The organism is Vibrio sp. Vb1755, assembly GCF_033338635.1.
Taxonomy (GTDB): domain Bacteria; phylum Pseudomonadota; class Gammaproteobacteria; order Enterobacterales; family Vibrionaceae; genus Vibrio; species Vibrio alginolyticus.
The window spans coordinates 570770-587418 of the sequence record NZ_JAWOTA010000001.1 but is presented as its reverse complement, the minus strand read 5'-3'; the positions used below and the strand labels follow the sequence as shown (position 1 = coordinate 587418).

The 16649-nt window shown below is 43.5% G+C and carries 15 protein-coding genes; 3 read left to right on the top strand and 12 right to left on the bottom strand.

The window, feature by feature from the left end; translation table 11 throughout:
* Window positions 1-2828: retention module-containing protein (locus R7E00_RS02580; RefSeq protein ID WP_318124401.1), on the bottom strand; the 2828-nt coding region annotated here is incomplete at its 3' end.
* 861 nt (window positions 2829-3689) lie between these two features.
* Here R7E00_RS02580 and R7E00_RS02575 point away from each other — a divergent pair.
* Window positions 3690-3941: a YgjV family protein gene (locus R7E00_RS02575; protein ID WP_005376619.1), complete on the top strand. Its 252-nt coding sequence runs from the start codon at window positions 3690-3692 to the stop codon at window positions 3939-3941.
* A gap of 88 nt (window positions 3942-4029) precedes the next feature.
* Here the strand turns inward: R7E00_RS02575 and R7E00_RS02570 are convergent, their stop codons facing one another.
* On the bottom strand, window positions 4030-4311 hold the full coding sequence (locus R7E00_RS02570) for a DUF2218 domain-containing protein (RefSeq protein ID WP_005376622.1): 282 nt from the start codon (window positions 4309-4311) through the stop codon (window positions 4030-4032).
* Window positions 4312-4352: 41 nt separating this feature from the next.
* Window positions 4353-6359 (bottom strand): TonB-dependent siderophore receptor, encoded by a 2007-nt coding sequence (locus R7E00_RS02565; protein ID WP_005382608.1) that lies wholly within the window; start codon window positions 6357-6359, stop codon window positions 4353-4355.
* 116 nt (window positions 6360-6475) lie between these two features.
* Between R7E00_RS02565 and R7E00_RS02560 the strand changes: the two genes are divergently transcribed.
* Both R7E00_RS02560 and cueR read left to right on the top strand, forming a co-directional pair.
* Window positions 6476-7444, top strand: a complete 969-nt coding sequence (locus tag R7E00_RS02560) for a helix-turn-helix domain-containing protein (protein WP_005382609.1) — start codon at window positions 6476-6478, stop codon at window positions 7442-7444.
* Between the two features lie 87 nt (window positions 7445-7531).
* Window positions 7532-7918 (top strand): Cu(I)-responsive transcriptional regulator, encoded by a 387-nt coding sequence (cueR, locus tag R7E00_RS02555; protein ID WP_005376627.1) that lies wholly within the window; start codon window positions 7532-7534, stop codon window positions 7916-7918.
* A 42-nt stretch (window positions 7919-7960) separates the two neighbouring features.
* Here cueR and vctC read toward each other — a convergent pair whose 3' ends face one another.
* The 9 genes from vctC to rbsK form a co-directional block, all read right to left on the bottom strand.
* On the bottom strand, window positions 7961-8716 hold the full coding sequence (vctC, locus tag R7E00_RS02550) for an iron chelate ABC transporter ATP-binding protein VctC (protein WP_213970144.1): 756 nt from the start codon (window positions 8714-8716) through the stop codon (window positions 7961-7963).
* A gap of 2 nt (window positions 8717-8718) precedes the next feature.
* A complete protein-coding gene (vctG, locus tag R7E00_RS02545) occupies window positions 8719-9669 on the bottom strand; it encodes an iron chelate uptake ABC transporter permease subunit VctG (protein ID WP_005376631.1) in 951 nt (316 codons plus the stop codon).
* Window positions 9662-10597, bottom strand: a complete 936-nt coding sequence (gene vctD, locus R7E00_RS02540; RefSeq protein ID WP_017820306.1) for an iron chelate uptake ABC transporter permease subunit VctD — start codon at window positions 10595-10597, stop codon at window positions 9662-9664. Before vctD ends, vctG begins: the two co-directional genes overlap by 8 nt.
* A 22-nt stretch (window positions 10598-10619) precedes the next feature.
* Window positions 10620-11528: a siderophore ABC transporter substrate-binding protein gene (locus R7E00_RS02535; protein ID WP_005376635.1), complete on the bottom strand. Its 909-nt coding sequence runs from the start codon at window positions 11526-11528 to the stop codon at window positions 10620-10622.
* A gap of 163 nt (window positions 11529-11691) precedes the next feature.
* Window positions 11692-12372 carry a Crp/Fnr family transcriptional regulator gene (locus R7E00_RS02530; RefSeq protein WP_005382613.1) on the bottom strand — a complete coding sequence of 227 codons (681 nt, stop codon included), beginning with the start codon at window positions 12370-12372 and terminating at the stop codon, window positions 11692-11694.
* Between the two features lie 134 nt (window positions 12373-12506).
* A complete protein-coding gene (locus tag R7E00_RS02525; protein ID WP_193837970.1) occupies window positions 12507-13238 on the bottom strand; it encodes a nucleoside phosphorylase in 732 nt (243 codons plus the stop codon).
* A 10-nt stretch (window positions 13239-13248) separates the two neighbouring features.
* Window positions 13249-13980, bottom strand: coding sequence for a nicotinamide riboside transporter PnuC (gene pnuC / locus R7E00_RS02520; protein WP_213970143.1), 732 nt, complete (start codon window positions 13978-13980; stop codon window positions 13249-13251).
* A gap of 499 nt (window positions 13981-14479) precedes the next feature.
* The gene (locus R7E00_RS02515) at window positions 14480-15502 is read right to left on the bottom strand and encodes a substrate-binding domain-containing protein (RefSeq protein ID WP_005373138.1); all 1023 of its coding nucleotides are present in this window, start codon (window positions 15500-15502) and stop codon (window positions 14480-14482) included.
* 35 nt (window positions 15503-15537) lie between these two features.
* Entirely contained in the window at window positions 15538-16455 is a 918-nt protein-coding gene (gene rbsK, locus R7E00_RS02510) for a ribokinase (protein WP_213970142.1), read from the bottom strand.
* Window positions 16456-16649 lie beyond the last annotated feature (194 nt).

Below are 16649 nucleotides of genomic sequence, written 5' to 3'. Positions count from 1 at the left end.
CCAATCGTGCCTAAATCATCTTCATCAACAGTAATCGCATCAACATCGGTAATAGTTGGCTTATCATCCACGATGGTAACAGGCAATACGATTTGGCTTGTGTCACCATCGAAGTCTGTAGCAATAACGCTAAAATCAAGGGTTAAGCTGTCGCTATTTGCCGCATGGTCAATTGGACCTTGCAGCTCAAAACTGTACGAGCCATCGGTATTCAAAATTAATGTGAAAACTGCACTGCCATTTGCCGTTGCGCTGTAGGTGTAACTGCCATCTGCATTTTGCGTTTCGGCAATGGAAACGGTTTGACCTTGAGATTGCAGGCCATTTAAAGAATCAGCGTTTACATCCAACTGATACTGTACGACGCCATCAGAACCTTGAGTTGTCGTAAACTGACCTTCGACCAGCGTTGACTGTGATTGGTCAGAGCCTACCAAACTTAAGTCATCTTCATCGACGGTAAGAGCGACAACGTCATTAATGGTTGGCACATCATCGGCAATGGTTACCGGTAGAACAAGTGAACTGGTGTCACCGTCAAAGTCCGTTGCGACAATAGTGAAGTCTAGAGTTAAGCTATCACCACCCACAGCATGATCGATTGGACCTTCAAGGGTAAATGAATAAGAACCGTCAGGGTTCACTTGTAAGGTGAAGATAGCGTCCCCTTCTGCCGTTGCAGAATAGGTAAAGCTGCCATCTGAATTGGTTGTTTCCGTCAGAGAGATAGATCGCCCCTGCGATTCCAACCCATTGAGTGGATCAGTGCCGCTCTCTAATTGATAACTTACAACACGGTCTGAGCCCTGAGTCGTCGTGAAGCTACCTTGCGCGAACACAGAGTCGCTTTGATCGGAGCCAATGCTTGATAAATCGTCTTCATCGACGGCTAGCGCATCAACGCCATCAATCGAAGGAACGTCATCTTGAACTTGAATGACAATTTGCGCAGCTTCTGGTGTGTTCGAACCTTCGGTAATAGAGGAGCGGTCACCATCCGCATCTACCGCGTAAACTGGCAGTGAGAAAGTGAGCGAGTCATCGTTAGCACCCGTATGGTCAAGTTGTTCATACAAGTTGAATTGGTATTCGCCCAATGCAGGTGCATCAATCGCCACATCAAATACGGTAATACGCACACCATCCAGCTCGATGAAGCCTTCGTAAGTACGTACGCCGTTACTCTCGGACGCTAGTTCTAGTTGAACAACCTGCCCTTGAGATTGGAGTTCTCCACCAACATTGAACTCTGTAGGTTCCAACTCATAGTGATCAATGATGTCACTTCCGACCGCTGTCGTGATCGACCCAGTACCACTTGTTACTGCCGCGCCTTCCTGTGAACCTTGGTCAACCCCCGCCTCGTCTAAAGACAAGCCCGTCACGTTCTCAATCACTGGATTATCGCCATCGAGGATGGTCATCGTAAAGGTGTTGCTTGCCGTATCTTGGTCGAAATCGACGATTGTGGTTGGCAAAGAGAGCTCAATCGTATCTTCACCGTTTGTTTGTTCTAACGGCTTAAATTGCTCAAATTGGTAGGTACCATCAGTATTCAAACTGATGGTTAAGACGGTTTCATTCGAGCCCGCAATGGACAAGGTGATAGTACTGCCGTCTTCAGAGAGTACCGCTTCTGTCGCCTGATTATCACTCAGTAGGCCATCGAACTGACTAAGTCCTTCTTGATTAAACGTGACCGTTGCCAATTGATCACTACCAATATCAACAAAAGTGCCAGTCATTGGTGTAGAAGAAGATTCAACGTTTTCAAAAGTAACGTTCTGCGGCGCAGGATCATCGCCATCAATAACGGTTGTCGTAAAATCGATAGGCGCTTGAATGCTATTACCACCAATATCTGCGCCTGTAATGTCAAAAGCGATATTGATTTGATCACCGACGATAGATACTTGGCCATCAGCGATGGACGCCACATGGTCAATACCCTGGCTAATCGTGGTAACGACCTCTAACTCTAAATCACGGCCTAAAGATGTCGCTTCGATCTCGATACGAAGCACTTCGTTACCACCTTGAGTGCCGATAATGGCATTTTGCGCTTCGTCGTAAACGAACGCTACTGGCTGACCACCAGAGGTAATGTCACTGTTTAACTCGGTTAACAAAGACTCTAATGAGGACGTTTCAGGCACAAATGAAGCAGTATCAAGTGCGAGATCCCCTGCTTCAACCAGCACACTAGAAGAAATGGTTTGCGGGTAGCTAGATAGAGAAATTGAGCCTTCTGTTACGCTAGATTGCAGTGACTGCCCACCATCAGCAAAGATCGTGACATTCAAACCGTCATCTTCGTCGCGATCATCTTCTCCGCTGCGAGTCGCAGACGTTTCAAAAAAAGTAGACGCGAGTACTTCCGGGTTATTATATTCAACCGTCACGTAGCCAGCATTAGCCGAGCCTTCAGCACCTGCGCCAGCAGCTGTTGCTTCTAAGATAGCGGTAGGGTCAGCTCCGTCTAAAATAGCTTGCTGGATAGCGGCAATATCGTTGGCGTCGAAGTCAGCACTTCCAATAGCCGTTGGGTCAAAAGTCACCAAGCCATTAACTGGAGATTGTACCAATACTGGTTCTAACGGTTCAGAAGAAGGCACAGGAAGACAAGCAACACAATTTGCATCGACCAGATAAAGCTCATTATTTATCTGTACGTCGAGAGAAGCATTATTTTCTGTGATAATAATCTCGCCAGGTCTTAACTCATCCCCCGCTTTTATGACCTTAACGTTTCCATCCAGGCCCAAAACCAAAACTTCACCTTTGACAGCATTTACAATCGCGCTCTGCGGTACCGTGTGCGTACTCATCTGACCTCCGCTAATGGCTTACGTTTCCCATTAACCTTTTTAGATAATTTCTTATTAATTTAGTGCGGCATACTGCACACCTTTATGCGATTAAACTAAGTATTGAATCATTAAACAATCGATAAATACCCTACTACCGAGCAACATAAGTAAAACTTACTCGTAGTCACAGAAATGTGACACATGTGCTGACGCGTAGATATCGAATAATTATATGAAATTGATACCTTATTCTAATTAAGTGTAGTTGTTTTAAGAAAAGAAGAGAGATGAAATCATTCAGCTAAACGCCAGACTGCCGGTTGCGATCAATAATGGAAGAAAAGCAATGAGAATGTTGTATACACCGGAGCGTGATGACAGCTTAATCAATAGCGGTGACGAAAAAAACGTAACGATTAAATATTGAACAACATAAATTGCAGGACAAAATGCAACGATAAAAAAGTGGCTTACGATATGAATCCCCGCACACCACGAGTTCGGTTTTGTTCTGATATACAGCAAAAAAAACACGAGCAAGCTAATAATAAAATACATAAACACAGCACTTGAAAATAATTATCATTTTCAATCATATGTAAATATTCCCTTACTTTCAATGGTGTTTGAGCTATTAATGTCATCGTTATTATCAATCAACACAATAAGTAAAATTATCAGTAATTCCAGCCCTAAACGTTTGCGTAATCGCTAACCTTCTCTTAACCTTGATTTGAGGCTTTTATCACGGTTTTTCCATTGATATAGTGCGTCCATACAACAAAAAAAGACCATTCGAGGCATGGAGCTTCCTCATTAATCTCAAGATGAGAAGAATTGGTACCGACAAAATTCGGCAGATTTTAAGAGGGTCAAAAAATGGACATGAATATGGTTGAGATTTTAGGTTATGCAGCTTCAATCATGGTCGCTATTTCGCTAACTATGAAAGATATTGTTAAGCTTCGTATCCTTAACTTTATTGGTTGTGCGCTATTTACCGCTTACGGACTAATGATTGATTCTTGGCCTGTAGTATTAACTAACGGTTTTATTGCTTGCGTTAACATCTACTTCCTAGCAAAAATGCAGCAGGAAAAAAAAAGCCTAGAGCCTGAGAAAGCGCAATAGCATTCAAACAATAAAAGCCCGCAAATCATAAGATTGCGGGCTTTTGCTTTTAATATTCCATTTCTATCACAGCATCCCTAAACGAGCGCTAACGAACCCAGCTAAGTGCTAGTGTTTCTCGACGAGAAAACATGTCCACATGCGATGAAATGATCGCCTTCACCGTATTCAGTTTCTCTTCTGAATCCGCCTCACAGGTTATAGTTAAGCTAGATGCACAAAGGTTAAACTCAGCTTTTCCCGTCGGAAATGTCACCAAACCGCTATTTTCATTCCAAGTAGCAGGAACTTTTCGTCCAAAATGCCGACAAAGTGTCACTAAGTATTTGTCAGCGTGTTCGCTATCTATTCGGGTGCTTTCTTTAATCATGAACTTACTCGTTACTTTGAAACGTCCTATGAAGAACCTTGTTAGAATTGATAAGCTGCAGAGAGCTTGAAGTTGCGACCCGGCTCGTAGTCATCAAGCGTGAAGCCACGTGCAGTACCCGAACGAGACGCATGAGAGCTGTACAACTCGTCAAATACATTATCAATACCAAAGGTCACCGACAGTCCATCAATATCAGACGGCACCCATTGAGCGTATAGATTATGTACATCATAACTTGCTTTCTTTGGCTGACCATCAAAGACGTTGTCTTCCTCTAGAACAAACATTGAGTTCCAGCCGAAGATCGTTTCTAAAGCGTCTGACTGGTAATCCAAAGTTAGAGCAATGCTATCACCCATATCAATGCTACGCCCATTGCCCCCAGCAACAGGACCACCAGTATTCTTGTTTTTAGTGTCCGACTTAGAGTAAGAAAGTTTGCTGTTAAACTTGTCGTAACCATAAGAAGCACTTGCTTCGAAGCCTTTAATCTCAACATCACCTAAGTTGTAAATCAGGTAAGTTTGAGTCGCGTTTTGGTACTGATCTGCAATGTAATCATCAATTTCCGTTTGGAATACCGTAATATTCGCCCCAAAGAAATGCTTATCAAAGGTTTTATCAAAACGAACACCACCCTGCGTGTTCAATCCCGTTTCTGGCTTTAGCCCATCCTCTAAAAATGCAACGTCTTGGTAAGCAATAAAGGTTTCCATTAGCTCTGGACCTTTAAATAGAGAACGTGCACTCGCAAACAACGTCCAATCTTGAGTCACCGCCCACTCTGCTGCTAGAGCCCAAGTCACATCATCATAATTACTGGTTCCTGTCTCAGCTTTGCGTTTGTAATCATCAAAGCGCATACCTGCGGTAATAAAGAAGGCATCAGAGAAGAAGAACTGATCTTCTACAAACAGTGCGGTTGAAATCGCCGATTCGTCCATAAACTTACGACTACCGTAGTAACTCGAAGACGTTTTATCCATGTAGTCGAAGCCATAAGTGACTCGATTATCAAACTCACCTAACATAACATCTGACTGGAATTTGCCATTCAAACCAAAGTTTTGGTTTTTGGCGGTGTTCTTTGATAAACGGTTCGAGGGCCAACGAGGGGCCATCACCGTTTCGTCACGTTTAATTTCTGTCTCGGTATTATAAAGAGTGACGTTTCCTTGGTGTTGTTCGCCTCGCAACTCGTAACTCAAGGTAACGGTATCGCGGTCATAATCCGTAGGGATAAGTAACTTGCTCGACAGGCTATTATTTGCACTACCAGACATATCAGGACGCGGACTGTAATCTCCACTGTCTCGGTACATGTCATAAGAGAGCTCAAAACGATGGATGTCATTTAGTTCATACCCCAGCTTAGCCAGAATGTTGTAAACATCACCTGCAGCACCATAGGTTTTATTGCCATCACCATCTTCAAAATCATCACGCGTAACGTAATGGCCATAGACCATCGCATCAATGTTTTCGGACAAAAGTCCGTACAGTGTCAACGAACCTTGCTGGTTGTCGTTAGATGCATAGCCGCCATAAACACGCGCACCAAACTTTTCATCGTAACGAAGTAAGTCACGAGCGTCTTTCGTTTCAAAGTAAACCGAACCGCCTAACCCGTTTTGAGTCACAGAGTTATTACCTACCTGAATGTCCGCAGATTTGAGAATGTCAGGGTTCAGCGTCAAGTTACCAATATGATGGAACATGCTCGCATGCTGAGAAGCACCGTCAAGACGAATGTCCAAATCGGTTTCGCTCAAACCACGAATCGTAATACGTTGATTCACAGAGTGTGTTCCACCAACATCTACACCGGGAATATCGCGCAGTAAATCAGACATATGATCCGCTTGCTTCAGTGACATGTCGTCCGCAAACATCGACTCAGTGTTGCTGGAAACTTTCGTTCCCCATACAACGACCTCTTCAAAATGTGACTCAGTATCTTGAGCTAAAACAGGGGTTGATAGCGCCATTCCCACTGCAAGGCAAAGGCTTGAAAGCTTGATAGGTGAACAAGCAGGGCTTTCCATAACTTCATTCCTAAATATTAATGATAATAATTCTCAGGTATAATAAGCATGAGTTTTATAAATACAAAGGCGATTTGGTTATGCGAAATCGCACAAGTGTTATGAGGAAGTGTCAAATGCAGGAAGTCACAACAAAACGAACTAAAATTGCCAAGATAGCTTTAACCCAAAGACTAGAGGCGACAGAGAAACAATGGATTGTCACGCAAGGCCAACCTTGTCAAACTCAACTGGCCGAAGGTAAGTTCCTATCATATCAGTACAATGATCAAATTTTTGTTCATGGCGGGCGTTGTCTAGAACTTATTGATTCGAATATTGTTTCTACTGCACACGCCTCACTGCTGGTCACTATTCTTTTAGAAGGTAGACTCTCGTTTGGCTACGACGATTTGCAATTTGATTTAGACGCGAGCGACGGCCCTAAGGGTGTAGTGGTGAACTTACTCAAACCTGCAAATTTTCGTCGTTCACTGCTCAAAGATAACCTCATTAATAAGATCAACATATTGGTTAAGCCCCAATGGCTAGAGGCCCGCCTTGAGCAAAATTGTAGTCATCGAGCCTTTTTTAACTCTCATCAGGCGTTTCAACAGTTGGAGCCTAACCAGACGCTATGCGAGCTGGCCGAAACGTTAACAAATAGAGAAACACCGCAAGAGTTCCAAGAAAAGCTAGAGGTCGAAAGCTTGATCTATCAAATATTACATCAAGCCACCAAGCAAATTCCTAAGAATTTCAGTGCTAAAAACAGCAGTATTGAACGACACATTGATGGTCGGATTGAGGATATTGTCAGCTATATTGAAACTCACCTTGATCAAGAACTACGCTTGGAAAAGTTGGCGAGCCAATTCTCAATGAGTGTTTCAAACCTGCAGCGCCGATTTAAACAATCACTTAATATGACCATAAACGGCTACATTCGTTTTCGACGTCTTGAGATTGCTAGGCAACATTTGGAACGTGGCCTAGTGACGATAACAGAAGCCGCCTATGAAGCCGGATACCACCACCCTTCTAACTTCACTTATGCCTTCAAAAAGGCATTTGGTGTGCCACCACATGAAGTGATTAAAGAGTAAGGGGACTCTAGGTAACTGACTGTTATTTAGGAGTGTCTTATCCACAACATCGGTATATACTCGCCTTAAACGTTATGGAGGTTAAACATGAATATTGGTGCTGTCGCGAAGCTCACAGGGCTTTCATCTAAGTCGATTCGATTATATGAAGACAAAGGGATCATATCTCCACCAGCGCGTAGCGACTCTGGCTATCGCGAATATTCAGATAATCATATTCAAGAGCTTAACTTGGTATCACGCGCAAAAAGCGCAGGCTTTTCGTTGCAAGAATGCAAAGAGTTCGTACAACTTGCTCATAACCCCAACCGCAAAAGTAGTGAAGTAAAAGCAAGAACCATGGACAAACTGAGAGAGGTTGAAGAAAAAATTGCACACCTCATGGAGATCAAAACGCAACTTGAAGGTTGGGTTTCTTCTTGTCCTGGAGATGCAGAGAGCCGATGCCCAATCATAGACGAGCTCACCAAGTAAGCCCGCCTATCTATTGATCTCGTTAAAAACGAACTAGCTCGCTTAATGATAAGTACACATGCGCTTACCGTTTAACTCTATGATGTTAAATGGCGTTTCGTAGATGTCCTCTAGCGTAGACGCTTGAATAACATCTTCAACCGCACCACTCGCCACAACTTTACCTTTCTTAAGCGCCAATATGACATCTGAGTAACACGCCGCGAAATTAATATCATGAATCACGACCACCATGGCTTTATTCATGTCATGGGCTAACTGCTGCACAACTTTCATGATCTGAAGAGAGTGTTTGATATCTAAGTTATTAAGAGGTTCATCAAGAAAGACATAATCTGTATCTTGTGCAATCACCATAGCAATAAATGCAAGCTGTCGCTGACCACCACTTAATTCATCCAAGTATTTGTCTTGAATATCTTGCAAATCTAAGTAGTCGATCGCTTGTTCTATGACCTCATGATCTTCTTTAGTCAGATTTCCTTTAGAGTATGGGAAACGACCAAAAGAGACTAACTCTTTTACGGTAAACCGCATTGTAATCGAGTTAGCTTGGCGAAGTACTGCCAGTTTTTTCGCTAGCTCTTTTGTGTCCCATTCCGCGATTTCCTTGCAATCAATGATAACACTACCGCCATCTCGCTCCGTTAAGCGCGAGGCCATAGATAACAGCGTGCTCTTTCCCGCGCCATTTGGACCGATAATCGATGTTACCTTGCCCTTTTTAAACTGAGTATTGGCCTCGTCTACGACTTTGTTTGAACCGAAAGCCTTCGTTAATTTGTCTATTACTATCATATTTATACAACTTTGTTTTTCAGCAGCAGGTATAAGAAATACGCACCGCCGATAAAGTTAATTACGACACTCAACGTCGTCTCAAAACTGAACACGTTTTCGATTATCCATTGCCCCGCAAGTAATGAACTGATGGATAAAAACGAACATCCGACCAATAGCGTTTTATGTTGGTAACTTCGGAACATTTCTCGGCTTAAGTTGGTCACTAGTAAACCAAAGAACATGATTGGCCCTACCAAAGCCGTAGAAATAGCAATCAAAACCGCCGAGATAATAAACACATTTCTCGTCACTTTAGGTACATCAACACCCAAACTTTTCGCATTGTCTTGGTCGAGCCAAAACACATCTAAAGTGCGATGCATCCTAAACAACAACCAACATGCAAACATCAAAGCCGGAGCACTAAAGTAAACCAAGTTCACTTTGACATTATTGAAACTGGCGTACAGTTTCGACTGAACAATTGCATATGTGTTTGGGTCCATCAGCAAAGAAAAGAATGACGCCGCATTGGAAAATAGCTGACCAAAGATCAAGCCGACCAATAGCAACGTAATCAAGTTCTTGCTGCCTTTTGAAAAGTAAAACCCAAACAGCAGTAGCGAAAACGACACCATTACAATTACTGCAATCGCGAAATTCACGTACAAGTTAAGCACTAAGGTACTCAACCCACCAAAAATCAACACGATCAAAATTTGGGTTAACACATACAGCGCATCAAAACCCATGATACTTGGCGTTAAAATTCGGTTGTGCGTAATGGTTTGAAATACAAGTGAAGACTGAGCAATGGCCACACCCGCTAGCACTATCGCCAATACTTTAGGAACTCTACGAGACAAAAAATATTGGTAGTTGTCAGCCGTTAGCCCAATACCAATAAACAGACACGCGAAAAGAATCGCAATGCCACCTAGCAGCAGGATTTTCGTTGAATCACGCATGTTGCTTACCTCGCAACAACATAGCGATGAATACCACGCCACCCAATATGCTGATCACGATAGAGATTGGCATTTCATGAGGGAAAATAATTAAACGACTCACCAAGTCGCAACACAACACCAAAATCGCCCCATACATGGCCGTAAGCGGAATGTTCTTTTTGAGATTATCGCCATAAAAGTGACTCACGAGATTCGGTACAATCAGCCCTAAGAATGGCAACTGGCCAACAATCATCACGACACTTGCTGACATGATGGACACCAATAGCACGCCAATCGTCACAACCTGCTGATAATTCAAACCCAAGTTAATCGCGAAATCTTTTCCGATACCTACGGCAGAGATCCTTGCGGCAAAAAGATAGCTGAGGATAACCATTGGTACCGCGATGTACAGCAGTTCAAAATCACCACGCAAGATGTTAGCGAAGTTTGCGACTGTCCAAGCATTCAGACTTTGAAGTGCATCATATTTGTAAGCGATAAACGTAGTCATGGATTGGATGACATTGCCGAAAATAATCCCGACAAGTGGCACAAAAACCACGCTCTTAAATTGAATGCGCTGAATAAAGAAAACAAACGCCAGCGTCCCAAATACCGAGATGCCGAACACGAGCCAAAGGTGATTATCATTACCAAAGAAAACCACGCTCAGTACGTAGCCCAGCATGGCACATTCGATCGTACCAGTTGTAGAAGGTGCCGCAAATCGGTTCTGGCTGATTTGCTGCATGACAAGACCCGCAATACTCAAGCCAGCACCAGCAAGCAATATGGCAAATAAACGTGGTATACGGCTGGTAAAGAAAAGTTCTAATGCTTTCTCATCACCTGAAAAGAGTTGTTGGGGTGTCATGTTTGCCACCCCAACAAATAACGAAACCGTGCTTAAAACCACAAGGGTTAGCAATAACTTCTTCAAAGTTAACCTCTGCTATCTTGGATTACAGTTCAACGGTTTGCTTTATCTCACTGACCATTTTTTCTGTTGCTGTCACACCAGACATCGACAAGTACCAAGCGTCCACATCTAAATAGGTGATTTTATGATTTTTATATGCCGCAGTCGCTTTGACTAAGTCGTTATCCATGGATTTACGAATATCGTTATCCGGCGTACCTGTCAGAGAATTTCGGTCAACCACGAGAATATTTTTCGGGTTAGCTTCACGAATAAACTCATAAGAAATGACATCTCCGTGAGTGCCCGTTTTCACGTGCTCAACCGTTTCCAAGAAGCCAAAGTCGTTATAAATGACGCCAAATCGCGACTGGGCACCAAACGCGCTGATGTTGTCACCCATGCTCAAAATCGTTAATGCATCATTTTTGTTCGATTGGTTGTAGTCACGGATTGCTTTGAATTGAGCATCTAGCGCTTCAATTTTCTGCTCTACTTTTTCTTCGATATTGAAGATCTTACCAATATTGCGCCATTGCGCTTGCGTGCCTTCCCAATAGCCTTGGTTCTCTTTCGCCGCAAAAACAACTGTAGGGGCAATTTCACTCAGCTCTTCATATTTCGCAGACGCTCGCGGACCAACCAAAATCAAATCCGGCTTTTGCATGTAGATAGTTTCAAAATCAGGTTCAAACAAACTACCCGCAGAGGTGTAGTTATCTTTGCTGTATTTTGAAAGGTAACTAGGAAGATTAGAAGAGTTAGATACTGCAACAGGATCGATACCAAAGTTGTCCAGCGCATCTAGCGGGCCAAAGCCAATCACAACCACACGCTCTGGGGATTGTTCTAGCTCTGTTTGACCCATGTAGTGGTCAATCACAACTTTAGCAGCGAAAGAAGGAGAAACAGTAAATAACGACAGCATAGCCGCACCGACGAATTTTTTCATTTTGTTAAGCCTTAATGAGATATATTATCATACGCGTTCGCAATATAACGCTACTCTTTAATGCATTCAACAAAATTTAAGGTACTTTACATTAGTTACGTTTACTCAAGACCTAGATATATCAAAGACTTATAAAACCCATCAGTTCCAATACCTGGGCGTATCATTCATGCGCTTCAATAAACGCTTTGAGTGCCAGCTCATCAATAATCTCCAAACCGTTGTCCGTTTTTGTAATCAATCCCTTTTCAATCAAGTCCTTAACTGCACGTCGATAGACTCGGCCTGAGGTACCAAACCGCTCAGCCTCTTGGTTCACTTTATCAAAACCACCAAGCAGCTTATCCGTCTGATTACGGACGAGAAGATCATAGGCAATGTTGTAAGTAATGGGATGCAACAAACGATTAGTGTAGATATCCATGGAGTCTTGATAATCCTCAGCCAATGCTGAAGCGAAGAACACCATCATTTGGGGATGATTTTGCAGTGCTTCGGTTAGTTTTTGGATACAGATAACATCAACCTGCATATGTTCATCTGCTATCACATTCCATTGACAAGGAGTCTGAGTGAAGAACTCCATTTCACCATAAATATGATAGTCGCAGTTAGCTTCCCCTAATTGAAAACGTCGTCCATTTGCGGCCAATATGTTCATCGAGACTCGACCTACTGGCACAACATACAAGTACTGAAGTTGCTCACCTTGGCGGAGAATTGCTTCCCCAGCATCAAAGTAACGCGAATTTATTTGGCATTGATAAATCAAATCGCGAAAGGTGGCACTCTTTTCTTCAAGGTATGTTTTGAAGCGACCAGTCGGATAAGGGCTGATTTTCATTTTCTGCTCTCTCAGAAAAAGTTACGGACAACTATTTAAGGTGGATTGTACCCCGTAACTCCAAATAAAAAAGCGACAGTGACCTGTCGCTTTACATCTATTCTGTTTATGTGACTTACTGAGATAGAGACTGGCTAACGCTGAGCAACCAAGGCTTCTAATGCCGTAATCGCGGCGCTCTTCTCACCTTGCATCATTACTTTGGCCTCATCAACGTACTGACCAACCCCTTCTTTCACATCTTGTTGATACAGCACCACGTTGTTTAATATCGAAGCCACATGAAGGCCTCGTAGTCGACCGACCGTAAACAGCGCAGAGGTTTCCATATCGGCACCTAAGATGCCTTTCTTGTTCCAATGTTGGCATATTGCATCCTCGTCATCGGTATAGAAACTGTCGTGAGAACGTACCACACCAAAATGATAATGCACTTTTTGCATCGACAAGTAACGCTCAACTTCCTTTAACAGTAAAAAGCTTGCGTAGGCTGGATAAGACGAATCGACATACGCTTTAGAGCCGCCCTCATCTCTTACCGCGCCTTCGGCAATGATCAACTCGCCAAGATGAATGCCTGATTGCATTGCCCCCGCAGATCCAACGCGTACCACATGAGTCACACCGCACTGTTTTAGCTCTTCCACTGCGATGATCATCGATGGCGCACCTATACCTGTACTACACACTGAAACAGGCTTGCCTTTGTAGTTGCCGGTAAACACACGATACTCGCGGTTTTCCGACACCATTTCTGCATCATCAAATAATGCCGCGATACGATTCGCTCTATCTTGCTCGCCGCATACAATAACGAGGGGAGCGATTTGTGTTTCATCCACTCCGATATGAGGTTGTTTGGCCATTCTTCGTTCCTTACGCAGCAGCGTGCGATAAGGTTTTATCGCCATTGCGCTTAGCGCTACGAGCCCACTCACGCGTGCCATTGGCAGCGATGAACATAAGAATCGCGTACTGAACAGACATTGCGTAAACACCTTGCGTCGCGTAGATACCCACACTGATAATGTTAATCACGACCCATAGAATCCAGTTTTCGACGTATTTACGTGTCATCAGAATTTGTGCAACAACAGAAAGTACTGTCATGGTTGCATCCCAGAACGGAAACGCGTCAGGTTCAAGCACCGGTTCAGCCAAGCCAGCACCAAAGAGATTCAAGCTATCAACAGCAATATTTGCTAGCGCAAAGAAAAATGGGTCGATATAGATCGTTAATAATGCGATACATGCAACGCTAATAGAGGCAGTAGTAATAAGTTTCTGTTTATTTAACCAGCGAACTTCCAGCGTTTCACCTTGTGCGTTTGGACGGGTCCACGCATACCAGCCGTAAATGTTCGCACAGAAGAAAAACAATTGAAGAAGCAATAATCCGTATAACTGAATTTGAAAAAAGATAACGGCAAAAAGCGTGACATTCAGCAAACCGAATAAGTAGTTGATGGTTTTTTCTTGGCTGGCAAACCAAATGCAAAGCAGTCCAAAAACGGTACCGAAAGCTTCGATCCAGCTCATTGCGTAGCCGTCGCCAATCGGAATGTTAACGAGAGTATTATTAATATCGAGTAAGGCAAAGAGGTCCATAACATGTCCTTTATTATTTTGTTTGGAATACGCTTATATTAGAGCGTGATCCCCAACAAAAAGGAGGACATTTGTCCTCCTCTTGATGCACTCGATCATAATTCAGTTCAATGTTTACTTGAAAGCAATAAATGATGCTATTGAACGGTGTTGGAAATAGACGTGCCTATGAGTCCAAGCCTAGATAGCGTTTTTTGAATGCAGAAGCTGATGCAAATAAAGCTGACGCCAAAAGTGTAATAATAAAGCCAATTGCGTACTCAAATGCTTCATTAACCAGTAGCTGATAGCAGCTCACAAAAAAAATCAATACAACTGTAATAACATTAACTCGGTGAAACCAAGGGTGTTTTACAGATAACTTAGCGTAACCTTTTGATAACATTTGACTAATCCGCCAGACAACAATTAATAGTTTTATTTATAATCAACGACGATAGTAAGGCTTTATCGTATAAAGAGAAACGACTTTTTTAATTTTTTAGCTCAACATCACACGTCATTCAGTGAGGTTTGACTTTAACCTCTTGACGCTTTTTCGTTCCACTAGAGTCGGCTCTAATTGTACGACCTGTGCCTCTGTTGATTTTTCATCCAACTTTCGGACAAGAGTCTCAACGGCAGCCTGCCCTAAACGGTACTTAGGCTGATGAATGGTAGTTAGCGATGGCGACATAAATTTCGCGATATGGATGTCATCGTAACCAATAATGGATAGGTCGTCCGGCACTTTAATACCGAGCTCATTTGCGGCGTTAATCACACCCATCGCCATCATATCGTTAGAGACGAAAATCGAGCTGGGTAATGCGCCACGTTGAGCCATTTTTTTGAACGCTTGATACCCACCCTCACATTCGAAGTCCGATTCAATGATCCAATTGGCATTAAATTCCAAGCCCGCTTCGTTCATTGCTCGCTTATAACCTTCGTATCGCATTTGCGCTTGGTGTTTAATCAAAGGGCCAGTGATGCACCCAATTTCGGTATGGCCGCAATCAATTAAGTATTTCGCCGCTAAGTAACCGCCACGAAGTGAGTTGTCTTGGATTTTATCGCTTGTAAATAGCATCGGCCCCCAGTCCATTACCACAACTGGGATATCTGGGTAACGCTCAAATACATCGATACGCTCTCCTTCTAGCGACGAGCACATCAAGATCAAACCATCGACACGCTTTTGCAATAGCGTATTAATGGATTGACGCATACGTTCGTTATCACCCTCGGTGTTACATAAAATGAGGCTGTAGCCTTTTTGGTAGCAGCTGCGTTCGACGCCTTTTACGACTTCGCCAAAGAATGGGTTGGTTGAGGTTGTCACGAGCATACCAATGGTTTTGGTACGATTGACTTTGAGGCTACGCGCCAACGCAGAGGGCGCGTAGTAGTTAAGCTCTTTTGCGGCATTGTTAACGCGTTCAGAGATCTCTTCGCTCACAAAACGCGTCTTGTTAATAACATGGCTCACTGTTGAAGTGGAAACCCCTGCCAGTTTTGCGATGTCTTTCATCGTCGCCATGTTACTACTCCTATTTTAATGAGGCGCTGTGCGCCTTATTGTTCAGCGAGAAACGCGTCCACCTCTTCGCGGGTTGGAATCGACGTTTGCGCGCCAAAGCGGGTCACAGAAATTGCAGCCGCCGCATGTGCAAACTTAATCGCTGATTCTAAAGGTAAACCTTCTAGGAGACCAGTGACGAATGCCCCATTAAATGTATCGCCCGCAGCGGTAGTATCCGTCGCTTCAACGCGGAAACCCGCGATGATTTCGCCTCGACCGTTTTGGCTTAGCCAAACGCCTTTTGCACCGAGTGTGATCATGACAATTTCTATACCTTTACCATGTAGCACATTCGCCGCTTCTTGCGCGCTTTCGTTGTCTGTTACAGTAATACCTGTCAGAACTTCAGCTTCCGTTTCATTTGGCGTAATCACGTCAATGTAAGACAGTAATTCATCTGACAATTCACGAGCTGGCGCAGGATTCAAAATTACGTTGGTTTTGGCATCTTTCGCTACACGCGCAGCTTTCTCAATGCCGCACATCGGCGTTTCCAATTGCATTAGCAAGTAATCTGCTTGGCGAATACGCTCTAAATCTGGCTCAATCGCTTCTGCTGTCAGTTTGGCGTTCGCTTCAGCTGAAATGCAAATGCTGTTCTCACCACTGTCCGACACTTGAATCATCGCGATACCTGTCGGGCAATTTGGCTGCATCTTCACACCAGTGATATCGATGCCGTCCATTTTGAAGTTTTCGCGAATGTTAATGCCGAATGAGTCGTCGCCCACACAAGCGATAAAACCGATGTCTGCATTTAATCGCGCCGCCGCGACGGCTTGGTTGGCACCTTTGCCACCTGGGATAACTTGATAGTTGCGACCATGCAGCGTCTCGCCTGGGCGAGGGAAAGAAGGCACTTGAAGAACATGGTCAGCGTTTACACTACCTAACACCACTAACTTATTCATACGGTTATCCTCGGTTCTGAATGAACCCTTTTTAAAAACTGTTTAGGAAAATACATTAGATGACTTTAACTTCTCTTCCTGATGAAGGAGTCTCGATAAAAAGCCAAAGGCATCTATACCCCACACTTTGCAGTATTTTGGGTAAGTTTGCCCTCACCTCCTAAACGACAGATATAAACGGAGGAGAGAGCAAA